We start from the raw sequence: 23,222 nt of genomic DNA on the forward strand, positions 1-23,222 counted from the left end.
ATTTTCAGTTGCGCCAGGTCGCTGGCCGCAGACTGGTGTTAGCTCCCGCAGGATCGGCACAATACAAGGCTTTTGGTGTGGTTTTATCGGTCAAAGGCTAGGCGTCAATAGCGCTCCAGACTGAAACCACCTGATCCTGATCAAGATCTGTACTTGGACGTCACCGGGCGTATGCAATTGTTTTGCCGAGGATTCGGCCGATAGCCGTTTCCGGCAGACCAAGATCGCGAACGCTACTCATATGGTTTAAGCCTTCGAGCCTTTCGTTGGTCACCGACAGTCCTTGCTGTCGCAAGCGCAATGCGAAGGCGTCCGCCTGCTGATGAAACGCGGGCGTTTCATCAGCGCCGATCGCGATAGTGGCATGACAGCCCTCGTCATAGGAATGCAGCATCGGCGAAAAGTCGGCAACCTCTCTATCGGTAATGGCTATCTCTGAACGCAGAAACGATGACTGCAGGGGCTTCAAGTCGTAAAGACCGCCAAGCAGGAGAGCCGCCGACACGCCCGAGAAAGCCTCCTGTCGATGAAACAGGAAGCTGGCAAGATGCGCACCGGCGGAATGACCGCTGACCGTAAAGTGCGATACGTCGCCGCCGTGGCTCGCGATATGTTTGAGCACCCATTGCTTGGCCCGTCGAACCTGGTCGACGAGCACCTCCATCCGGACATGCGGCATCAAGGCGTAATCGACGATGACGGCGATTGCCCCTGCGCCGGTAATAGTGTCGGCGACATAGGAGTAGTCGCGCTTGGAAAACATCCGCCAGTAGCCGCCGTGGATGAACATGTGCACCGGCAGCCCGTCACGCGTACCTTCCGGGTAGAAGATGTCCAGGATTTCGCTTGCATCGCCTCCGTAGGAGATTTCCTTCATGCGGAGCCTTGCGCGGGTTGAAGCACTCCTTGCCTTGATCTCCGACACGATGGCGTCGAATTCCGGCACGTGTCCCCGTATGCGGAACGGATCGGTCTCCAAAGATTTCCCCCTGGCGTGTCAGAAGCTGGTTGCGATATATTTGGCTTCCATGAATTCGGCGATGCCGTGATGCTGCCCGCCCTCACGGCCGAGACCACTCTGCTTGACGCCGCCAAAGGGCGCCGCCGGATCGGAAACCAGACCCCGGTTGAGGGCGATCATACCCGCTTCCAAAGCGGAGGAAACGCGCAGTCCCCGCGTAATGTCGCGCGTGAAGACGTAAGCGGCAAGGCCGTATTCGGTGTCGTTGGCACGTCCTATCACCTCGTCCTCGGTCTCGAACCTGTAAAGAGGCGCAACCGGTCCGAAGATTTCCTCATGCGCCATCTCGACGCCATCAGGCATGTCGACAAGAACTGTCGGCGGGTAAAAATAACCCGGCCCGGCAGAGACCTCGCCACCACACATGGCCCGCGCGCCCTTTTCCTTTGCGTCGCCGACCAGGCGATCAATCTTCTCCACAGCCTTTGGCGTGATCATCGGCCCGCATTCTGTCAGAGCGTCGACGCCCGGACCAACGGTGAGAGCTGCCATTCTTTTGGTCAACCCTTCAGCGAAGGCCGCGTAGATTCCGGACTGGACGTAGAGGCGGTTTGCGGCGGTGCAGGCCTCGCCGGCATTGCGCATCTTGGCAACCATCGCGCCGTCGAGCGCTGCCTCCAGATCGGCGTCATCAAAAACGATGAACGGAGCGTTGCCGCCGAGCTCCATGGAACATGAGACGACATGCTTGGCCGCTTCTGCGAGAAGCAGGCGACCGACACCTGTCGAGCCCGTAAACGAAAGTTTTCTAACGCGTGGATCCGCCAGAATGGCGGCACTGAATGGGGCAGGGGCGCTTGTCGTCAGAACGTTGACGACGCCTGGCGGTACGCCGGCCTCTTGATAGATCGAGGCCAGCGCGTAGGCCGTCAGTGGCGTCTCGCTTGCTGGCTTCAGGATGACGGTACAGCCAGCCGCGAGGGCCGGCGCGATCTTTCGCGTGGCCATCGCAGCAGGGAAGTTCCAGGGCGTGATCAGCAGGCAGATGCCGATCGGCTGGTAGTCGACAATGATCCGGTTGGCACCCGACGGAGCGACGCCGAATTCTCCCGTTATGCGGACGGCTTCTTCGGCGTTCCAGCGAAAGAACTCGGCGGCATAGGCGACCTCGCCGCGGGCGTCGCGCAGCGCCTTGCCGTTCTCGAGAGAGATCAAGGCAGCAAGCATTTCGGAACGCTCGATCATCAGCTCGAAACAGCGTCGCAAAATCTCCGAACGCTTGCGTGGTGGTGTCGATCGCCAGGCAGGCGCAGCCTGGGTTGCGGCCTCGACGCCTGCCTGCGCATCCTCGACGGTCGCGTCCGCCACTGCCGCAAGAAGCGCGCCGGTCGAGGGGTTGATCACATCGATCTTGCGCCCGTTTTTTGGCTGCCGCCAGCTCCCGTCGATATAGAGGCCGCGGGCCGCAGCCTCGATGTCTGGCAGGTGGCTGTCGGCCTGTGGCACTTGCTGGGCAATGGTCATTTTGTTCCTCGAATTTTTAAAGGGCGGAGGCGGCAAGATCGCCGTCATAGGCGGCACGAACGAGACGTTTCATGGCGTCGATGTCGAAGGGCCGCGGGTTGTTCTTGATCAATCTGTCGATGCTGAGCGCCTGTTCGGCGGTCCAGTCGAGCTTGTCGGCGGAAAGCCCGAGATCGGCGAGCGTCGGCGTGATGCCGATGGCCTGAAAGAGCCTGCGGATCTCCTCAATGGCTGCGTCTGCCACCTCCTGCGTCGTCTTGCCGGTTGAATCCAGACCCAGCGCTTGCCCGATCTCAGCCATTTCGGTCATCGAGGCCGAGCGGTTGTAGTTCATGACATAGGGCATCATCGTTGCGACGCCGAGCCCATGGGCCGTATGGGTCAATGCGCCTGCGGGATACTGGATGGCGTGCGCTGCTGCGGTGCCGGCCGTGCCGAATGCACAGCCGGCGGCCAACGCACCCATCATGACGTCAGCGCGCGCATCTTCGTTCGATCCCTCCTTGCAAGCCGCCTCCAGGCTGCGTCCCAAGAGCTTGATGGCGAGTAGCGCGAAATGATCAGTAAGTGTGCTCTTACCAATGAAGACATGGTTCTGTGGCAGCGACGGGTCGGTGCCGCGTCGAGCGGCCGTGAATGCCTCGATTGCATGAGTCAGTGCGTCTGCGCCTGCGACAGCGGTCAGGCCCGGCGGGCAGGACATCGTCAGGTCAGGATCGCAGATGGCCGCTGCGGCGATGAGATATGGGCTTGATATGCCGACCTTCAACGTCCGGTCCGGGTCGGAGATGACGGCAACCGGCGTCACCTCGGAGCCGGTCCCCGCCGTAGTCGGGATAGCGATGATCGGGATTGTCGGACCGGGAACCTTGAACTCACCGTAATAGTCGGCGAGGCTTCCGCCGTGGCTCAGCAGAAGGGCGGCGCATTTTGCCATGTCGAGGCAACTCCCTCCGCCTATCCCGATCACCATGTCGGGCGCGAAGCTTCGAGCCTCTTCAACGCATGAGGCAACAGTGTCGCGCGGGACATCCGGCAACACCCGGTCGTAGACCAATGGCTCGATCGATGCTGCGCTCAGCGCGGCGACGAGTTCGGCGAATGTGGACGTTCCTGCGAGGCGCTCATCCGTGCAGATCAGTGCCCTTCGACCAAGCCTGGTGGCGACCGCCGGCAGCGCAAAACGTTGACCTTTGCCGAACAGGATTTCTTTCGGGAGCCTGATGGCGGCGAAGAGGGTCATTGTGCTGGTCCTTTCACCAGTTGTGGGATGAAGAAAGACCGTGAGGAAGTGTCGCAAAATTGGCGCGCGATTTCTTTCGCACCCACCCAAATGACCCTCATGAAACCTCCAATATAAAATCCTATAGGATATGGGATTGCGTATCGCCGAGCATCGTGTTAGCGATTGTTCCTGTCAAGAGGCAAAAGAAATACAGGGCCGGAATACGATGATGCTCAATGCCACGCCTGATCCGAGTGGTTTCATCCAGCGCAGCAACAGTCTCGCGGACAGCGTCTACGAGGTGATTTTTGCGCAGTTAATGTCCTTGAAGATCGCTCCAGGTGCGCGCATCACCGTCGATAATCTTGTCAAGGAGTTCAACGTCTCCCAGACCCCGATCCGCGAAGCGCTCGGCCGCCTCGAGGGAGAGGGACTTGTCGTCAAGACGCATCTCATCGGTTACAGCGCTGCCCCGCAGATCACCCATCGGCGCTTCGACGAGCTTTACCATTTGCGGCTGCTTCTCGAACCTGATGGTGCGGCAAGGGCAGCAAGGGCGATGGACGATGAGAAGCTTGCCATCCTGCGGGAGGCGGCCGGTGTCATGGGGCGCCGGGAAGGAGGCGATGAACGGCTACGCTATTCGACCTTCGCGCGGCAAGACGCCCTTTTCCATGACAGGATCATGGAATTTGCCGGCAACGAGCTCATTCGCCAAACCCTTAGCCACCAGCACACGCATTTTCACATTTTTCGACTGATGTTCCATTCCCGCGTCACCGAAGAGGCGTTGGACGAGCACGAGGCACTTCTCGCCGCCTTCGCTGCAGGCGACCCGTCGGCCGCCGAAAAGGCAATGAGAACCCATCTCGAACATTCGCGGGACCGGCTCGTGCCGGCCTTCGATTAAGGGGCGGGTAATGTCGAACGTCATGACCATCGAGAGGAGAGGGAGGAGCGTGGTGGCCGAGACAGAAGACCTCGCCTCTCGTGCGATCCTTCGTGCAGAGGGCATGTCGAAGCAATACGGATCCGTCACCGTACTCTCGGAGGTCACGCTCGATATCTTGCCCGGTGAGATCCATGCCATCATCGGCGAGAATGGCGCCGGCAAGTCGACATTCATGCGGCTCATCTCCGGTTATGCCGAACCCACTGCCGGAACGCTGTCGATGGACAGCCGCAAGGTCGGTTTCTCGAAGCCGGAGCAGGCCCAGGAGGCGGGTATCGTTCTGGTGCACCAGGAGATCCTACTTGCCGATGCCCTGACCGTTGCCGAAAATCTCTTCCTCGGCCGGGAACTGATGCGCCATGGCTTGGTCGATGATCGGACGATGCGGCGTCTGGCCGTCGAAAAGCTTCACGACCTCGGCTGCCACGTGTCGCCGAATGCTCTGGTGCGCGACATCTCGCTTGCAGATCGCCAGCTCGTGCAGATCGCGCGCGCACTTCTCGACGACTACAAGCTTGTCATTTTCGATGAGCCCACCGCAGTCCTGACGGGTGAGGAGGTCGAGCGGCTGCTCGCAATCATCCTGCAGCTGAAGGAACAGGGTGCGGCGGTGCTCTACATCAGCCACCGCCTGGATGAGGTCCAGCGGCTTGCCGACAAGGTGACGGTGCTCAGAGACGGCAAGATGGTCGGCACATATCCCGGCCACAGGCTGACGCAGATGGACATGGCGCGGCTGATGGTCGGGCGCGATCTCGCTGCACTTTATCCTGAGAAGACCGCAAAGCCGGCTTTACAGGCGATGCTTGAAGTCCGGGACCTCAGCGTTCCTGGCTTTGCAAGCGACATCTCGTTTACCGCCCACAAAGGCGAAGTCCTCGGATTTGCTGGCATGATCGGTGCTGGCCGCACCGAAGTGTTCGAGGGCATCATGGGCCTGCGTCCCGCCACGGGAACCGTAAAATTGCAGGGCAGGGCGATCGACATCAGGCGCCCCCGGGCGGCGATGGATGCCGGCATCGGTTACCTGACTGAAGACCGCAAGGGCAAGGGGCTGCTGCTACAAGAGCGACTCGCGCCGAACCTCACGCTGTCCGCCCTCAGCAGGTTTCATCCCGGCCTTCTGATGCGCCGCCGCCGCGAGCAGGGCGCGCTTGTCGAGGCCGTCAACGCCTACGACATCCGCCTGAAAAGTTACGCGGTCAAGGCGGGCCAGCTTTCCGGCGGCAACCAGCAGAAGCTTCTGCTTGCCAAGGTGCTTCTCACCGAGCCTTCGGTCGTGGTCATCGACGAGCCGACGCGCGGGATCGACATCGCCAATAAGGCCCAGATCTATGCCTTCATCGAGCGCCTTGTCGCGGAGGGCCGGACTTGCATCGTCATCTCGTCCGAAATGCAGGAACTGATCGGGATCTGCGACAGGATTCTTGTGATGCGGGAGGGGCGCATCACAGGAGAGGTGACGAGCGACAGAATGACGGAACATGAGATTGCGCTTCTTGCCACCAGCGAAACGACGCTTGTGGCGAAGCAGGGAGGAAGGCAATGACTGTGATTACGGGTTCGACGCCGGTTCGGCCGGAGCGGGAATGGAACATCGGCTGGTCGGATGTCGGTCCTTTCCTTGCGCTTCTGGCGCTGCTGGTGATCGGTTTTTCGATCAACTCGGATTTTCTCTCTGCGACCAATCTCGGCAATGTGATCACGCGAAGCGCTTTCATTGCCATCATCGCGGTCGGTGCCACCTTCGTTATCTCGTCCGGCGGGCTAGATCTCTCCGTCGGTTCGATGGCCGCGTTCATCACCGGCATAACCATCATGTTCATGAATAGGATGGCTCCCGACTGGGGTGTTCTGGCAATTCCCGCCGGCATGGCGGTCGCGCTCGTCGTCGGGCTCATCTGCGGGCTGATGAACGGGATCATCGTTACGGTCGGAAAGATCGAGCCCTTCATCGCAACGCTCGGCACTATGGGGATCTTCCGGGCCCTCATCACCTATATGTCGGATGGCGGAACGATCCCGATCGATCGCAGCCTCCGCGACGCCTATCGGCCCGTCTATTTCGGGACCCTCGGCGGTATTCCTTTCCCGATCCTCATCTCGATTGCCGTCGCCGCCATCGCATCCTTCATCCTCTACAAGATGAAATATGGCCGGAAATGCGCCGCCGTTGGTGCAAACGAGGACGTTGCTCGCTATTCGGGCATTTCTATCATCAAGACGCGCACGATCGCCTATGCGATCCAGGGCGCTTGCGTTGCGATCGCCGCGATCTGCTACGTGCCGCGCCTCGGTGCCGCAACGCCGACCACTGGCGTGTTGTGGGAATTGCAAGTCATCACTGCGGTCGTCATCGGCGGAACCGCACTGCGCGGCGGCAAGGGCCATGTCTGGGGCACGGTCGCCGGGGCGGTCATTCTCGAGCTCATTGCCAACCTCATGGTGCTCTCGGATTTCGTGTCCGAATATCTCGTCGCCGGCGTTCAAGGCGTCATCATCATCATCGCCATGCTCATACAGAGGTTCTCGAAGTAACCGCGTCCGGACCGCGCGGATTGATGTTTGTGGTCCGATTCTGGGAGGAATGAATGTCTAAAAAATGGATTGCCGCCTTGGCCGTCAGTACGGTGCTGCTCGCCAGCCAGGCCCTTTCGGCAGACAAAAAGGTCGTCGCAGTGTCGATCCCGGCAGCCGACCATGGCTGGACGGCGGGCATCGTCTATCACGCGCAGGCCGCCGCCAAGGAAATCAATGCCGCCTTTCCGAATGTCGAGGTCGTCGTGAAGACCTCGCCCTCGGCAACGGCGCAGGTGAGCGCGCTTGAAGATCTCTCCGCAGGACGAAAGCTCGATGCGCTGGTCATCCTGCCCTATACGTCAGAGGAACTGACAACGCCGGTCAAGGCGGTCAAGGATGCAGGCACTTTTATCACCGTCGTGGATCGTGGCCTGAACGACCAGTCCATCCAGGACCTCTACCTTGCCGGCGACAACATCGCGGTCGGCCGCAATACGGCGAAGTTCATGATCGACAAGCTGGGCGGCAAAGGCAACCTGGTCGTTTTGCGCGGCATTCCGACTGTCATCGACGATGAACGCATCCAAGGCTTCCAGGACGCCATCAAGGGAACCGATCTCAAGGTTCTGGACATCCAGTACGCGAACTGGAACAGTGACGACGCCTTCAAGCTGATGCAGGACTATCTCGCCAAATACCCGCAAATCGACGCGGTCTGGGCAAACGACGACGATATGCTTCTCGGCGTACTCGAGGCCGTTAAGGAATTGGGCCGCAAGGACATCAAGCTCGCCCTCGGCGGCAATGGCATGAAGGACATCGTCAAGAAGGTCATCGACGGCGATCAGATGACACCCGTCGAGACACCCTATCCGCCGTCGATGATCAAGACCGCCATCTACATGACCGTTGCTAATATTGTCGGCCAGGCGCCGGTGCGAGGCACTGTCAAGCTGGATGCGCCGCTGATCACGCAGGAGAATGCCAAGGAATATTACTTCCCCGACTCTCCATTCTGACAATACCTGAAACCGGGGCGGCCGCGGCCGCCCCATTGCATGAAGAAGAGGAGCAAATCATGCCTGGTAAGAAGATACTAATGCTGACCGGTGAGTTCACCGAGGAATACGAAATCTACGTCTATCAGCAGGCGATGGAGGCAGTTGGCCATACAGTCCACGTCATCTGCCCCGATAAGAAGGCTGGCGAGCTGATAAAAACCTCGCTCCACGATTTCGAAGGCGATCAGACCTACACGGAGAAGCTCGGGCACTTCTTCACGATCAACAAGACATTCTCGGAGGCCGAGGCGCAGCTCGACCAGTATCATGCAGTCTATTGCGCAGGCGGTCGCGGCCCCGAATACATCCGGACCGACAAACGCGTCCAGACAATCGTTCGCCATTTCCACGAGAAGCAGAAGCCGATCTTTACGATTTGCCACGGCGTCCAAATTCTGATCGCAGTCGATGGCGTTGTGCGCGGCAAGAAGGTGGGTGCCTTGGGGGCTTGCGAGCCGGAAGTCACGCTGGCGGGCGGTACCTATATCGATCTGTCGCCGACGGAAGCCTATGTCGATGGCACCATGGTTTCGGCGAAGGGATGGACTGCACTTGCGGCATTCATCCGCGAATGCCTCAAGGTGCTGGGCACGGAAATCCGCCACAGCGACGATATCGCCAAGGCTGCTTGAACCTTCACTCTTGTTACACCTTGTTCCCTTGGTTTGATGATCAGGCAATCCTCGTAGGACGCGGGGATTGCCTTTCCAGGGACGGTCCTTATGTGTCCTCGGGTGGCAGATGCATGGGTAGCGTCATCTGCCGGCAGCAAATCACGGTGGGGACGAGAGCGCCTGCCGCGATCTGCCGGATCTCGCTTCAATCTAAATTATGAATATAAGCGCGTCGCGCGCGAGACAATTCCGGCTCCCGCCTTTCCGTCGCCGGCTGCGCGGCGCCGCCGTTCGAGTTGCTAGGCCGTTGCAGCGAAATCTGCGCTCAGCACGGCCTCCTTCAGCGCACGCGAGTAGGGGTGCTGAGGATTGTCGAGGACCTTGCGCGCCTCGCCCTGCTCGACGATCTCGCCTTTGCGCATGATGATAATCCGGTCGCTGATGTAGTAGGCGGTGGCGAGATCATGGGTGATGTAAACGATCGAAAGTCCGAGCTCGCGTTTCAGTTGTTCGAAAAGACTGACGATTGCCATGCGCAGTGACGCATCGACCATGGATACCGGCTCGTCGGCGATAAGCAGGCGTGGCTGCGGGATCAGAGCACGGGCAATTGCGGCGCGCTGGAGCTGGCCTCCGGACAGTTCGTGCGGAAACCGGCCCTTCACTTCCGCAAGACTAAGGCCCACATGGCCGAGAGCCTCGTCGGCCAATCGTTCGATCTGCTGCCGGTCCAACTTGCCCGCGCCAGCTGAGAAGTTCCGCGCCGTTTCGAAAAGGTAGCGATCCACGCGCTTGAGCGGGTTGAAGGCTTCGAAGGGATTCTGCAGGACTGGCTGCACTTCCCTCATGAAGGCGCGACGCTCGGCCTTTCCGTGGAGGGCCACCACTTTCTGACGAAATTGGAGTTCGCCTTGCGTGGGCGCTGTCTGTCCGAGGATCATCGCTGCGATCGTTGATTTTCCGGAACCGGATTCTCCGACGATGGAGAGAATCTCTGGCTCGCTGCCGATCTCGAAGCTGACATCGTTGACCGCCACAATCTGCCGCCGGCCAAGCATGCCGCCCTGACGGTAGATCTTCGTGACATGAGAGAGAGTGAGAAGAGCGCTCAAGCCTGATCTCCCGTAACCGCAAAGCAAGCCACTCGCCGATCTGGCTCAACCGTGATCATCGGTGGGACCTTCTGCGAACAGATCTCCATCCGCTTCGGACAGCGCGGATGGAACCGGCAGCCCTCGGGCGGCATGGCAAGGTTCGGCGGACGGCCTTCGAGCGAGGGCCGGGCCTTCGCATCGCCGATACGCGGCAGGCTGCCGACTAGATGCTGCGTGTAAGGGTGCAGCGGCAGGGCAAAGAGCTTGCGGGTCGGCGCTTCCTCGACGAGGCGACCGGCGTAGACGATGCCGACGCGGTCAGAAACCGTCGCATGCACGCCCATATCGTGGGTGACGAACAAGAAGGAGGAGCCTATCTCACGTTGGATTTCGCGGATCATCGACAGCACGTCGCGCTGGACGATGACGTCGAGCGCCGTTGTCGGCTCGTCGGCAATGATGAATTCGGGTGTCAGGATCGTTGCGAGCGCGATCGTCATGCGTTGGCGCATGCCACCGGAGAGTTCGTGCGGATAGGCCTGGAGCAGATGCGGATCAAGTTTCAGTCTCTCAAGATGCGAGCCGACTTTTATGAAGAACTCATTCTTGCCGACCTTCATGTGCCGGAAGGCGAAATCGGTGAAGGAGTGGTGGATGCGCCGAACCGGGTTCAGCACATTCATCGACGCTTGCATGATATAGGATAGGTACAGCCAGCGAAGCGCCATACGCTCGTCCGGCGTCATGGCGTACATGTCCTGCGTGCCACCGGCAAAATGGAATATCACCTTGCCAGATACGACCTTGAGCGGCGGCCGGATGGCGCCGGCAATGGTCTTGATCAAGGTTGTTTTGCCACTGCTGGATTCGCCGGCGATCCCATAGATCTCGCCGCGCCCGATCGTCAGGGTGATGTCGTCGACGGCGCGCACCTCGCGATCGACGCCGTAAAGGAAGGCGCGGTAATAGGCTTTCAGGTTCTGGACTTCGACCAGGGCATCCATGGCTAGCCTCCCATCCGGTTCAGCCGGCTGCGCGGATCGTTGTATTCGTTCATCGACATGGACAGGAGAAACAGCGCCAGGAAGAGAACGACGATGACGGCAACGGGTGCAGCCACCCACCACCATATTCCCGCTATCAGCGCCGAATGGGCATTCGCCCAGTAGATCATCATGCCCATGGTCGGCGTCTCGATATCGGTGAAGCCCAGCACCGACAGGGTGATCTCCATGCCGATCGACCAGATCATGTTGTTCATCGTGGTGGCGAAGACGATCGGCAATACATAGGGCAGGTGCTCCTGGACGAGGATCTTGCGCATGCTCATGCCGGAATAGACGCTCTGGGTGGTGAAGGGTCTCGTCTTCAGACCGATCGCGACCGAACGGATGAGGCGGGCATCGTAGGACCAGCCGAGCGCGGCCATGATGACGATCAGCGCAGTCCAGGTCATGCTGTCCTTCAGCACGAAATAGAACAGGATCAACAGAGGGAACTGCGGGATGACCATGACGCTGTCATTGATGGCCATCAGCACCCGGTCGACCGTGCCGCCGGCATAACCAGCGACGAGACCGACGACCAGCGATATGATGCGCGAAAGGAAGGCGACGCCGATGCCGAAAAACAAGGTGTTGCGAAGTGCGGTCGTCAACTGCCAGAAAACGTCCTGGCCGCGGGATGTCGTGCCGAGCCAATAATCGCCATCGGGCGGCATGTCGGGTGGCAGCAGATAGATGTCGGTCGCGCCGTAGGGCGAGAAATAGGACATGATGACTAGGCCGACGATGATGGCAAAGAGCAGCAGGCCGCAGAGGAATTCCATATTCTGGCGCGCGAGGTCGCGGACGATCGTAAACATGCTCTATTCCACCTTGATGCGCGGATCGATCAGCGGGCTCAGAATGTCGATGATGAAGACGGCGGCGGCGACGCCGACGATCGACAAGGCGCTGAGGCCAAGCACCAGGCTGTAGTCGCCGGCATGCACCGCCGAGATCAGCAGGTTGCCGATGCCGGGATAGCCGAAGACGATTTCGGTGATGACCGTGCCGTTGAAGATCGCGCCGAGCGACATGGCAAGCCCGGTGAATTGTGGCACCATGGCGTTGCGGGCGATGTAGGAGCGGAGGATCTTCCTTTTGGGAACGCCGCCAAGCTCGGCGAAGACGACGTAATCATCGGTGATGATGTTGGAAACCAGCGCGCGCATGCCGATCAGCCAGCTTCCAGCTCCTACAAGGATCAGCGACAGGGCCGGCAGGATGGAGTGTTTCAGGATATCGAGGACCAGCGCGAAGGAGAGGTCCAGATTGGCGTTCATCTCGTAGCCGCCATTGATCGGCAGCACCGGCCAGAGATAGCCGAAGATAATGAGAAGGACGAAGGCGAGGATATAATAGGGAATGGGCAGCAGGGCGATGAAGACGAGGCTGACGCCCTTCAGCACCATATTCTTCCGGTAGTAGCCGGCAAGCGCGCCGATCGCATTGCCGAGCACGAAGGTGATCAGCGTCGACACCGTCATTAGCCCGACAGTCCAGGGCAGGGAGCGCAGAATGATTGTGGTGACCGGTGTCGGAAAAGCCGAAAGCGAGGGGCCGAGATCGCCGGTCGCCAGCCGCAGCCAGAAATGCAGGTACTGCTGCCAGATCGAACCTTCCATTCCGTAGAGTTCGCGAAGCGACTGACGCATCAGTTCGATCGCATTCGGATCGGACTGCCCCATCTGGGTGATGGCGCCTATGCTTTCTTCGACCGGATCGATCGGGGTCAGGTGGGTGACGAAGAATGTTATGGTCACGCCAAGAAATACAACGAGCAGAAACTGACCGAACCGCTTCAGCACAAAGATCAGATAGGACGTCATAGAGCAGTGGTTCCTCTCTGGTTCCCTTTTTCGAAAGGATTGACGGACATGGGGCGCATGCCCGTCAATAGGGGGCCGGCGCGACGTGATCGCGCCGGCGTTGGGAGGATTATTTCGGTTGTGCCGGCTTTAGTTTGACCATCATGAGCCTGGAATTCGCCCAATTCGGAACCGGGTCGGTATAGGGGTCTGATATCGTCGGATAACCGGTCCAATACGTCGTATCCATCGAGGTGAAGACGTTGTAGGACATCAGCGGGATCGTCGGCATTTCACGGGCGACCAGCTTCAGATAATCGTTGCCGAGCTCAATGCCCTTCGGATCGTCGGCGCTGATGCCGCGGATGCTTTCGATGATCTTGTCGAGCTCCGGATTGCTCCAACGCTGCCAGTTGCGCGGAGGCTGGTTGTCACCCTTCTTCGCCACGAACTGCGAGTGCCAGCTGTCGAGGAAGAAGGACAGGTCGGGATCGCCGCCCCAGGTCTCGACGCTCCAGGCAATCGCCACCTGGAAATCGCCGGGCTGCAGTGCCACCTGCCACAGTTTCGCGGCGGGTACGGCTTTGGCGTCGATGCCGAAAGAGGCCCATTGCTGTGCGATCAGGGTGCCTGCCCGGGTGAAGACGGAGCGCGTGTCGCCCTCAACCGTCATCCGGATCTTGAACGGTTGGCCGTCCGGGGTCATCCATTTGCCGCCGGTTTTCTTGAAGCCTGCCTTTTCCAGAAGTTCGGCTGCTGCCTGCGGATCCGGTTTCCACCAGCCGTAGCCGAATGCCGTGCTGATAGCCGCCGGATCGGTCGGGATCTGGTCCTTGAACTTCGGCTGCTTGCGCAGGATATCGGCAACCTGTTGCCCGACCGAGGGATCATAGGGCTTAATCTTTCGTTTGCCGGTATCAACCTCGAAATTCTTCAGCCAATCCTGCATCGGCGCCTGATAGTCTTTCATGGTGGCCGCCGTCGGCGGCACGCCGAGCGCCGAGAGCGTCGCAGCGCCACGGTAGCTTGCCATGTCAACGGCCTTGATGTCGATCAAGAGGGCCAGCGCCCAGCGCACATCGGCATTGTCGAATGGCGGATCCTGGGTGTTGAAAATCACAGCCGGAAGTGTCGGATCCGGATGGGCGAAGGGGAAGCCCGGGAACCAGGTATCGATCGTCTTGGACTTCTCCTTGAGGGTGAACATGCCCTCCGGCGTATTGTCGTGAATGATATCGAGATTGTGCTCGAGCTGCGCGATGGTGCGTTTATCCGGCGGGCCGGGATCGACATAGGTTACATATTTCGGAGCCGGCTCGCCGAAGCGTGCAAGTGATGTCCGCTGCCAGTCGTCCCGCTTCTCCCAGGTATACCATTGGCCCTGAGGGTCATAGGCCTTGAGCTTGTAGGCGCCGAGTGAGACCGGATTGGCGAAATCATAGCGCAGCGGATCGGCCACCTTCTCGAAGACATGCTTGGGCATGATCCAGGCGCCGTTCCAGCGAACGGTGAAAATGGCGTGGAAGCGCGAATTGGGCTTCTTCAGCTTGAAGACGACCGTATAGGGATCGGTCGCTTCAACGCTTGCCACCTGCACGGAAAAGGCAGCACTCCAGACCATGCCGGGATGGTCCATCTGCGTCTTGACCGTATAGACAAGGTCGTCGGCGGTGAATTCCACGCCGTCGCTCCAGTAGAGCCCCTTGCGCAGCTTCACCGTCATCTCGGTGAAGTCGGCATTATATTGCGGTTTGTCGGCGGCAAGGGAGTTGTCCCAGGTTGAGCCGCCGAGACCTTTTTCCGGATCGATGTACCAGAGCGTGTCCATGGTCAATTGCTGCAGGCCGGTTGAAACGCCGCCGCCGCCGTTGACCCAAATATTGAACCAGCCGGGATTCTTGATAGTGCCTTCCGGATTTTCGACGATGAGGGTGTCCTTGCGAGGCAAGGATTTATAGTCATCAGCCTTAGCCGCGGCCATCAGGCCGAGCGTCGCCAAGGCGACGCCGAATGCAAGCTTCTTCCAATGCTGCATAATCTCCTCCCTTTGAATGCGACGAGCACGCGGCCGCAATGGACGCATGGGACGTCGCGGTTTTGGGTTCGTAGCAGCATTGGGACTTGCGCTTGTCAGGTCCGATGCTTCTGCGAACCATTCCTCCGGCTCGGCTGCCTCCTCGCAGCGAGCGGATATTCTCCAGGCCAGCACGAGTGTGATGGCCGGAAAGGTGTCAGACCGACAGCCGGATGACGCTGTAGGACTGGGGCTTTAGCGCTGCGCGCAATCTGCCATCCTCGATTTTCGCGTTCTCGACTTTGACGGGGGCGACTGTCTCCGGCTGCCGCGCCGTGTTGACGGCCTGCAGGTCCGGATGCGTCATCTCCACCTGTTCCAGCACGCGGGCGTTGGCAAAGCCATCCAGCCGGGCGTCGAGGTCAAGCGCGTTTTGCGGATGACGGTTGACGACAAAGAAGGTCAGCGTCTGGCTGTCATCGGAAAGGACCGCTGATGCGTCGAGATAGGGGACGTCGTCTGCTTCGTCGCAGTCATAGGTCGGCGCGTCGGCGATGAGCTGCAGGGCCGATCCGCGGCCATACTTTGATGCGAAATAGAAGGGGTAGTAGATCGTCTGACGCCAGGCCGGACCGCCATTCTCGGTCATGATCGGAGCGATGACGTTGACGAGCTGGGCAATGCAGGCAATGCGCACACGATCCGAACGGCGAATGAAGGTATTGAGAATACCGCCGACCTGCAGCACGTCCTCGAAATTATAGACGTCTTCGAGAAGATGTGGGGCATCGGGCCACTCGTTCTTCGCGAGAATATCCTTGTCCTGCTGGTTGGAATGATACCAGACATTCCATTCGTCGAAGGAAATGCCGATCGTCTTCTTCGACCGCTTCTTCGCCTTGATATAATCGATCACGCCACCGATGGTGGTGATGTAGCGATCAAGCTTGGTCGTGCGGGCAAGGTAATTGAGCGTATTTTTCTCGCGGTTTGCGAAATACATATGCAGCGAAATATAGTCGGCGCTATCATAGCACTCGTCGAGGACCTGCGCTTCCCAGTCCGGATAAGTTTTCATATCGGAATGCGATGAGCCGCAGACCACGAGTTCCAGCGATTTGTCGAAATTCCGCATGGCCTTTGCCGTTTCGTCGGCGAGCCGGCCATATTCATGCGCCGACTTGTGTCCGACCTGCCAGGGGCCGTCCATTTCGTTGCCGAGGCACCACAATTTGACATTGTGGGGCGCTTCCCAACCATCCTTGCGACGCAGGTCCGACCAGTAGGTGCCGCCGGGATGGTTGCAATATTCGAGGAAATTGCGGGCCGAATCCAGCCCGCGCGAGCCGAGATTGACGGCGAGCATCGGTTCGGTCTTCGCCTTCTTGCACCAGTCGACGAATTCGTTGACGCCGATCTGGTTGCTTTCACGGGTGCGCCAGGCAAGGTCGAGACGGACAGGGCGCTCCGAACGCGGGCCGATGCCATCTTGCCAATCGTAGGCGGAAACGAAATTGCCGCCGGGGTAACGGCAATAGGGCGTATCGAGTTGCTGCACGAGATCGATCACGTCTCGCCGGAAACCGTCCGCATCGGCTGTTGGATGCCCAGGCTCGTATATGCCACCGTAAACGGCTCTCCCGAGGTGCTCAAGGAACGAACTATAAAGTCTGGGATCAATGTTCGCGACCCGAAAATCGCGATGAACGACAACATTCGCCTTCAACGAACCCTCCCTTAAATATCGATTTCTTCGTTCTTATACAGTTATCTTGATGGCTTGATAGAAGGGAGTCAATTAAACAGCGCGTGTGCTATGCGCCGCTCGGGTGTCAGAAATAGTTATTAGTTCACAGTGATTTAGATCGGAATTGTCGTCTTTTGGCGAAAAAAATATCGCAATATTGAAATCAGGATTTCTGATATTGTTCGTTAAATGTAGAGCCGCATAACGATGTCGCGGCCATGATTCCCAAAGCCACGGCCGAATATATTCACGCCGCCGGTATGACTGGCATTCTCGGCAATACCGACGCGCAGACGGATCGAGGAATGTTGCGCGAGGGCAAGGTCTCCAACCGTGACGTTGGAGGTTGAGACGCCGTCGATGAATGTGCCTCGTGTGGAGATACGCCAGGTTTTCAGGTTGCCATATTGGGAGCCTTTAAGCTTCCACCAGTCAGGCGTATAGGCCCCGCGCTTGTCGCCATAGTCGCCCGGGGAAGTCCATGTGCCGACCGGCATTCCATTGACCCAAAGCGTGATGTCGGAGGGCCAGTCGGGATTGGTTCCCGGTACTTCTGAAGACAGTTCCATCGAAAACTCGATGGCGCGCACGTCCTTGTTCAAAACCTTAGCATTGTTCGGGAACTTGTATTCGACAAAGCCCCTTCCGAACCACACGAGACCGGCCTGCATACGCTGTGGATCAAGGAAATAGTCAGGAACGTCGAGCAGGCCGATTACACTGTCGCTTGAGCAAAGGCCACAAGGGGCGTGGATGTCGCAACTCGTATAGAGCCCAACCGGCATCTCAACCTCGATGACGTCGTCTACCTTGTTGACGGACTTGTCCTCGAAGCTGATGAGGATTTCATCATAAACTGCGGAACAGATCTTCTGATTGCCCTTCCGGCCTTTGGCGAGGCGAGATTCGACCAATCCCACATTTTCCAGAATTTGAATGCCGGTTGCGACGGTTGACTGCGGCAGCGACAGAGCTCGGGCCATGTCGTTGACGTTCATGGGGCCCTTTGAGCATAAAAGTTTGAGGAGCTGCAGGCGTCCTGGCGCAGAGAGAGCTTTGATAACGGTGTCATTGACTCCGGCATCGATCGTCAAAAACGAGCGTTCCATGATTACTCCATGCTGCGTCACACACGGCTTTATATCGACAATGCTGATACAGCAAGCTGCCAGAGGCGGATATGGATCGATTTCTCTGATTTAAATCTCAGGATTCGTTTAAATAATAGGCCCGTTTTCTCCGCAGCCGTCTCCAATTGGCTGCCGGATCTCAAGTGGGGGCTACACAATGCCCGTAATCTCGGGGACGAAGGCGGTGATCTTGCTGACCGATGGAGCGTCCGGCGCCATGGTGCCACGTGCCAGACGCGCTGCGACTTCGCCGATCATACGGCGGGGTGATCTGGATGTGGCGATCCTCAAGGGAAGCGCGGCCGCGAGTTCCAATCCGTTGAAGCCTGCCATCAGAATGTCGTCGGTGCGAGAAGCCTCCATGATAGCGAATGCGCCTCCGGCCGCCATGTCGTCGTTGGAATAATAGATGCAGTCGAGGCTCGGCTCGGCACTCAACAGCTGGTGCGTCAGATATTTGCCGAGACCAACGGAGGAAAGGGTGTCGCCAAGCCTTTGCCCGATGAAGGCGAGACGGTTTTCATGCAGGACGCGCTCGAAGCCGGCTTTGCGTTTTGCCGCACGCAAGTCCCGGTCCAGTGCACTGCCGATGTAGCCGAAACGCTTCCGGCCGGCCGCAAGCAGTGCGCTTGCCATCTCCTCACCCGCCTTGCCGTGGGAGAGTCCGACATTGAAATCGATCGGCGTGCCATCGAGGTCCATGATTTGAATGACGGGAATAGCCGCGTTCTTCAACATCCTCACGGTCTCATCCGGCTGGTCCAGACCCGTGACGATGATGGCAGAAGGCCGCCAGGACAGCATGTCTCTGATAACGTTGCGCTCCTTAGTCACATCGTAATCGGAAATGCCGAATACGGCCTGCATGCCCGACCCTTCCAGGCCGGTCGAGATGCCGGCAAGGACTTCGGGAAAGACGATGTTGGACATGCTCGGAACCACGACGGCGACAAGGTCGGTTCGCTGCGATGAAAGCGACAGAGCCAGGCGATTGCCGAGATAATTCAGCCGCTCGGCCGCTTGCAGCACCTTGTCCCGCGTTTTCATCGAGACGTCGGGCGCGCCGCGTAGGGCTCGCGATGCAGTCATCTTGCTGACGCCGGCTGCCGCAGCGACCTCTTCCAGAGTGGATTTGTGCGTATGCAAGGGATCTCCCGATAGCAGGGCGTCTGCCGCGCCAGTATTCATAAGCTTGTTGCGGTTGAAGTGGAACTGGCGGCGCTTGACATTTGTAGCGATTCTAGCGCTTGGTATCGATACCGGTATCGGTAACACAAGATCAATCGACGGATTGGTATTATGAAGAGAACTTTGCAGGACGTCGGCAGGGCTGCAGTCATCGGCCTCGGTTCGATGGGATGGGGTGCTGCCCTGTCCCTCTTGCGGGCAGGATTTTTCGTCAACGGATGCGATGTTCGCCAGGATGTTCTCCAGCGCTTTTCACAGGCCGGCGGCAAATCGTGTAAAACCCCGTCTGAAGCTGCCAGTACAGCCGACACGGTTTTCGTGTTTGTCGTCAACAGCAGCCAGACTGAGCAGGTGTTGTTCGGGCCTGGCGGCGCGCTGGAGACGGCTCGTGCCGGCACCGTCTTCCTGCTTTGCACCACCATGGCGCCGAGCGCCACGGTCGCGATTGCCGATCGGCTCGAAACCGCCGGCATGCTTGTCGTCGACGCGCCGGTTTCCGGCGGTCACGCCAAGGCACTTTCCGGAGAGATGGTCGTCATGGGTTCTGGTTCGCCGGAAGCTTTCGCGCGTGCCAAACAGGCGCTCGATGCGGTCTCCGGCAAGGTCTTCCGGCTGGGGGACAGGCCTGGTCTCGGCTCACAGGTGAAGATGATCAACCAGCTCCTCGCCGGGGTGCATATCGCCGTGACGGCCGAGGCGATGACGTTTGCGGCCAAGACCGGGATCGACCTGAAGACGCTCTACGATGTGTTGCGGGTTTCGGCCGGGTCCTCCTGGATGTTCGAGAACCGGGGCGAGCATATCGTCTCGGGTGACTATGCACCGCGCTCGGCAGTCGACATCTTCGTCAAGGATCTCGGCATCGTCACCTCTGAAGCGGATCGGGCAGGCGCAGTCACACCGCTCGCGGCGACCGCGCTCGATCTCTTCCGGCAAGCGTCCGATGCTGGTCTCGGCCTCGAAGATGATGCCGCGGTGGCAAAGATCCTCGCTGAAAAGAGCGGTGTCGTCCTGCCGGGCATGACGGTTATAGGTTGATGGCGGCACTGGGCAAAATGCGCATGAGACTTATGTTCGATTGCTACCATCCGCAGATCATGCGAGGTAAGTTTACCTGCAGGTTGCAGTTTTGTTTGGTTTCGTCTGATCGCTAACGTTCCGGAGTATCGGTCTGAGGCAGTGGAAAACTTGAAGGAGTAGATGGCGTTGCGCCTCGCGTGACGTGCGCGGAATCCGACTGGGGAGAAAGGATTCCGATCAAACATCGAGATCGTCTCGAAAAAATGACGCCGGCAGCGCTGGGAGGTAAGCCAATATGCATGTGATGATTTTGGGTGCGGCAGGCATGATCGGTCGCAAGCTGGTCGAAAGAATTGCCCGCGAGCCTAGTGTGCTTGGCGCCGCGATCAGCCGACTGACGCTGGTCGATGCAGTTCAGCCGCCGGTGCCCGAGGCGCTTCGGTCCGTGTCAAGCACCCTGACGATCGACCTCGCCCAGACAGGTGTCGCCGAAAAGCTGATCGAGACCCGACCCGGTCTGATTTTTCATCTGGCGGCGATCGTTTCCGGTGAGGCGGAGGCCGATTTCGATAAAGGCTATGCCGTCAATCTCGATGGTGTGCGCGCTCTGTTCGAGGCGATCCGCCACCAGGGCCTGAAGTCCGGCTATGTGCCGCGCGTAGTCTTCGCCTCCTCTATCGCCGTGTTCGGCACGCCTTTTCCTGATGTCATTCCGGACGAATTCTTTTCCACGCCGCTGACGAGCTACGGCACCCAGAAGGCAATTGCCGAGTTGCTGCTTGCCGATTATTCGCGCCGTGGCATTTTCGATGGCATCGGTATTCGCCTGCCGACGATCTGCGTGCGGCCGGGCGTACCGAACAAGGCGGCCTCCGGCTTCTTCTCCAATATTCTGCGTGAGCCACTCGCCGGCAAGCCAGCGGTGCTGCCGGTCAGCGATAACGTCCGGCACTGGTTCGCAAGCCCGCGGGCGGCAGTCGGTTTCTTCGTTCACGCGGCGAGGATCGACACGGCAAAGGTGGGGTCGCGGCGCAACCTGACCATGCCGGGCCTCTCGGCCCTGGTTTCGGAAGAGATCGAAGCGTTGCGCCGGATTGCGGGCGACAAGGCCGTTGCGCTGATCAAGCACGAGACCGACCCGGTGATCGAACGCATCGTGGCCGGTTGGCCGACGCAGTTCGATGCGAAGAGAGCGTCCGCGCTCGGCTTCAAGGCGGAGACGAGTTTTGACGAGATCCTGCAGGTGCATATCGAGGATGAACTCGGCGGGAGGATTGCATGAGTGAAAGTACCGGCACGCAATCGAAGATTGCCTTGGTGACCGGTGGCGGCACGGGCATCGGTCGCGCGATCGCAAAGGGGCTCGCGGCTGCCGGCTACAGGGTCGTGATCTCGGGACGGCGTGCCGAGATTCTCCAAAAAGCCGCCGCCGAACTCGGCAGCGAGACGGGTGCGGAAGTTACCGCAATCCGGGCCGATGTCGGCGATCCGGTCTCGGTCAGAGCCTTGTTCGATGCGATCGCAAATCAGCATGGCCGCCTCGATCTGCTGGTCAACAATGCCGGTGTCTCGGTGCCGGGCATGCCGCTGGAGGATGTGTCGTTCGAAGACTGGAGCGCCATCGTCGCGGCCAATCTGACAGGCGCCTTCCTCTGCACGCAACAGGCGTTCAGGCTGATGAAGAGCCAGACACCACGTGGCGGCCGCATCATTAATAATGGCTCGGTTTCGGCAACGACGCCACGCCCCAATTCCTCGCCCTATACGGCGACCAAACACGCCATCACCGGCCTGACGAAATCGACCGCGCTTGATGGGCGCGAATTCGACATCGCGTGCGGCCAGATTGATATCGGCAATGCGGCAAGCGACATGACAAAAAGGATCGCCGCCGGCGTTCTTCAGGCCAATGGTACGACTGCCGCGGAGGCGACCATCGATCCTGCCCATATCGCCGATGCGGTCGTCTATATGGCGGGCCTGCCGCTCAGCGCCAACGTGCTGACGATGACTGTGATGGCGACGAAAATGCCCTTTGTCGGGCGTGGATAACTGGCGGTGTTTGGCCGAAAAAGCCGTGAGAATACGTATACATAGCGTGTAGTGCTCGATATCTGGGAGGAGGGAGTATGGCAGGTGTTCAATTCGCGGATGTCCGCAAATCGTTCGGTGCGTTTCCGGTCATTAAAGGCGTGAACATCGATATTGCCGACGGGGAGTTCGTGATCCTGGTCGGGCCTTCCGGCTGCGGTAAGTCCACGCTGCTGCGCATGCTGGCAGGGCTGGAAAATATCTCCGCCGGCGAAATCCGGATCGGCGGGCGGGTGGTGAACACTTTGCCGCCGAAGGACCGCGACATCGCCATGGTCTTCCAAAACTACGCGCTTTACCCGCATATGACGGTGCAGCAGAACATGGGCTTTTCGCTGATGCTCAACAGGGCGCCGAAGGCCGAAGCCGAAAAGCGCGTGAAATACGCCGCCGGCATTCTCGGGCTCGATGCACTGCTCGACCGGTATCCGCGCCAGCTTTCCGGCGGCCAGCGCCAGCGTGTCGCGATGGGCCGCGCCATCGTGCGCGATCCGGAAGTCTTCCTCTTCGATGAGCCGCTCTCCAATCTCGATGCAAAGCTGCGTGTCGCCATGCGCGCCGAGATCAAGGAACTGCACCAGCGGCTGAAGACCACCACTGTCTACGTCACCCACGACCAGATCGAAGCGATGACCATGGCCGACAAGATCGTCGTCATGCATGACGGGATTGTCGAACAGGTGGGCTCGCCTCTGGAACTCTACGACAAGCCGGCCAATCTCTTCGTCGGCGGCTTCATCGGCTCACCTGCGATGAACATGATCAAGGGCAGGCTCGATCCCGAGAATCCCATACGTTTCATCGCCGCCGACGGCACGGCGCTACCGGTCGCCAATCCTCCGGACAGTGCAAAAGGGCGTGACCTCGTCTATGGGCTCCGCCCGGAATATATTTCGCTCGACGCGGGCGGTCTGCCGGGCGAGATCGTTGTGATCGAGCCGACCGGCTACGAGACGCATCTCACGCTGAAGTTCGGCGGCAGCGATCTCAACTGCGTCTTCCGTGAACGCGTCAACGCGCGCCCAGGCGAAAGCCTGAATGTCGCAATCGACGCCTCGCATGTTCATCTCTTCGATGCCGAAGGTGGCCGGAGATTAACCAGCTGACGCCTTCAGGCGGTGCGCGGGAGAGGAGGAGTCTTCCCGTTCAGTCGTCAGATGGCAGGCATCCCATTTCCGGATGCAGATACCGTCGTTCATCAAGCGGGAGATGAATGTCGGAGAATTCTCT

20 protein-coding genes are annotated in these 23,222 nt (G+C 59.3%); 9 read left to right on the forward strand and 11 right to left on the reverse strand.

Annotated elements, in window-relative coordinates; all coding sequences use genetic code 11:
- Nucleotides 1-160: 160 nt before the first annotated feature.
- The 3 genes from ACR9ZQ_RS31725 to ACR9ZQ_RS31735 are packed head-to-tail and all read right to left on the reverse strand — an operon-like array spanning nt 161 to nt 3,728.
- Entirely contained in the window at nt 161-979 is an 819-nt protein-coding gene (locus tag ACR9ZQ_RS31725; protein WP_481429621.1) for an alpha/beta hydrolase, read from the reverse strand.
- 18 nt (nt 980-997) lie between these two features.
- Nucleotides 998-2,485 carry an NAD-dependent succinate-semialdehyde dehydrogenase gene (locus ACR9ZQ_RS31730; protein WP_481429622.1) on the reverse strand — a complete coding sequence of 496 codons (1,488 nt, stop codon included), beginning with the start codon at nt 2,483-2,485 and terminating at the stop codon, nt 998-1,000.
- A gap of 16 nt (nt 2,486-2,501) precedes the next feature.
- Complete coding sequence (locus ACR9ZQ_RS31735) at nt 2,502-3,728, reverse strand: iron-containing alcohol dehydrogenase (RefSeq protein ID WP_481429623.1); 1,227 nt, start codon at nt 3,726-3,728, stop codon at nt 2,502-2,504.
- Between the two features lie 211 nt (nt 3,729-3,939).
- Between ACR9ZQ_RS31735 and ACR9ZQ_RS31740 the strand changes: the two genes are divergently transcribed.
- The 5 genes from ACR9ZQ_RS31740 (at nt 3,940) to ACR9ZQ_RS31760 (ending at nt 8,875) form a co-directional block, all read left to right on the forward strand.
- Nucleotides 3,940-4,620 (forward strand): GntR family transcriptional regulator, encoded by a 681-nt coding sequence (locus ACR9ZQ_RS31740; protein ID WP_310382178.1) that lies wholly within the window; start codon nt 3,940-3,942, stop codon nt 4,618-4,620.
- A gap of 103 nt (nt 4,621-4,723) precedes the next feature.
- Complete coding sequence (locus ACR9ZQ_RS31745) at nt 4,724-6,211, forward strand: sugar ABC transporter ATP-binding protein (protein ID WP_481430956.1); 1,488 nt, start codon at nt 4,724-4,726, stop codon at nt 6,209-6,211.
- The gene (locus ACR9ZQ_RS31750; RefSeq protein ID WP_481429624.1) at nt 6,208-7,200 is read left to right on the forward strand and encodes an ABC transporter permease; all 993 of its coding nucleotides are present in this window, start codon (nt 6,208-6,210) and stop codon (nt 7,198-7,200) included. Before ACR9ZQ_RS31745 ends, ACR9ZQ_RS31750 begins: the two co-directional genes overlap by 4 nt.
- Before the next feature lie 53 nt (nt 7,201-7,253).
- The gene (locus tag ACR9ZQ_RS31755) at nt 7,254-8,201 is read left to right on the forward strand and encodes a substrate-binding domain-containing protein (protein WP_481429625.1); all 948 of its coding nucleotides are present in this window, start codon (nt 7,254-7,256) and stop codon (nt 8,199-8,201) included.
- 59 nt (nt 8,202-8,260) lie between these two features.
- Entirely contained in the window at nt 8,261-8,875 is a 615-nt protein-coding gene (locus ACR9ZQ_RS31760) for a DJ-1/PfpI family protein (RefSeq protein ID WP_310381702.1), read from the forward strand.
- A 281-nt stretch (nt 8,876-9,156) separates the two neighbouring features.
- Here ACR9ZQ_RS31760 and ACR9ZQ_RS31765 read toward each other — a convergent pair whose 3' ends face one another.
- From ACR9ZQ_RS31765 to ACR9ZQ_RS31800, 8 genes are all read right to left on the reverse strand, one after another.
- Nucleotides 9,157-9,969, reverse strand: a complete 813-nt coding sequence (locus ACR9ZQ_RS31765; RefSeq protein WP_481429626.1) for an ABC transporter ATP-binding protein — start codon at nt 9,967-9,969, stop codon at nt 9,157-9,159.
- Nucleotides 9,966-10,955: an ABC transporter ATP-binding protein gene (locus ACR9ZQ_RS31770; RefSeq protein ID WP_310381706.1), complete on the reverse strand. Its 990-nt coding sequence runs from the start codon at nt 10,953-10,955 to the stop codon at nt 9,966-9,968. Before ACR9ZQ_RS31770 ends, ACR9ZQ_RS31765 begins: the two co-directional genes overlap by 4 nt.
- A 2-nt stretch (nt 10,956-10,957) precedes the next feature.
- Nucleotides 10,958-11,815, reverse strand: coding sequence for an ABC transporter permease (locus ACR9ZQ_RS31775; protein WP_310381708.1), 858 nt, complete (start codon nt 11,813-11,815; stop codon nt 10,958-10,960).
- Nucleotides 11,816-11,818: 3 nt separating this feature from the next.
- Nucleotides 11,819-12,823, reverse strand: a complete 1,005-nt coding sequence (locus ACR9ZQ_RS31780) for an ABC transporter permease (RefSeq protein ID WP_310381711.1) — start codon at nt 12,821-12,823, stop codon at nt 11,819-11,821.
- Between the two features lie 109 nt (nt 12,824-12,932).
- Complete coding sequence (locus ACR9ZQ_RS31785) at nt 12,933-14,837, reverse strand: ABC transporter substrate-binding protein (RefSeq protein ID WP_481429627.1); 1,905 nt, start codon at nt 14,835-14,837, stop codon at nt 12,933-12,935.
- A 196-nt stretch (nt 14,838-15,033) separates the two neighbouring features.
- Nucleotides 15,034-16,542, reverse strand: coding sequence for an arabinosylfuranosidase ArfA (gene arfA / locus ACR9ZQ_RS31790; RefSeq protein WP_481429628.1), 1,509 nt, complete (start codon nt 16,540-16,542; stop codon nt 15,034-15,036).
- A 206-nt stretch (nt 16,543-16,748) separates the two neighbouring features.
- Complete coding sequence (locus tag ACR9ZQ_RS31795) at nt 16,749-17,672, reverse strand: ArsR/SmtB family transcription factor (protein WP_481429629.1); 924 nt, start codon at nt 17,670-17,672, stop codon at nt 16,749-16,751.
- A 171-nt stretch (nt 17,673-17,843) separates the two neighbouring features.
- A complete protein-coding gene (locus ACR9ZQ_RS31800; protein WP_481429630.1) occupies nt 17,844-18,839 on the reverse strand; it encodes a LacI family DNA-binding transcriptional regulator in 996 nt (331 codons plus the stop codon).
- A gap of 153 nt (nt 18,840-18,992) precedes the next feature.
- Here ACR9ZQ_RS31800 and ltnD point away from each other — a divergent pair, with 153 nt between their 5' ends.
- From ltnD to ACR9ZQ_RS31820, 4 genes are all read left to right on the forward strand, one after another.
- Nucleotides 18,993-19,919 carry an L-threonate dehydrogenase gene (gene ltnD, locus ACR9ZQ_RS31805; protein ID WP_310381722.1) on the forward strand — a complete coding sequence of 309 codons (927 nt, stop codon included), beginning with the start codon at nt 18,993-18,995 and terminating at the stop codon, nt 19,917-19,919.
- 277 nt (nt 19,920-20,196) lie between these two features.
- Nucleotides 20,197-21,183 carry a D-erythronate dehydrogenase gene (gene denD / locus ACR9ZQ_RS31810; protein WP_481429631.1) on the forward strand — a complete coding sequence of 329 codons (987 nt, stop codon included), beginning with the start codon at nt 20,197-20,199 and terminating at the stop codon, nt 21,181-21,183.
- Nucleotides 21,180-21,953 carry an SDR family oxidoreductase gene (locus tag ACR9ZQ_RS31815; RefSeq protein ID WP_481429632.1) on the forward strand — a complete coding sequence of 258 codons (774 nt, stop codon included), beginning with the start codon at nt 21,180-21,182 and terminating at the stop codon, nt 21,951-21,953. The genes denD and ACR9ZQ_RS31815 overlap by 4 nt, the downstream gene beginning before the upstream one ends.
- Nucleotides 21,954-22,030: 77 nt before the next feature.
- Nucleotides 22,031-23,098 carry an ABC transporter ATP-binding protein gene (locus tag ACR9ZQ_RS31820; protein ID WP_481429633.1) on the forward strand — a complete coding sequence of 356 codons (1,068 nt, stop codon included), beginning with the start codon at nt 22,031-22,033 and terminating at the stop codon, nt 23,096-23,098.
- Nucleotides 23,099-23,222: the final 124 nt, after the last annotated feature.

It is taken from the genome of Rhizobium sp. KNZ14-9A (assembly GCF_056755015.1).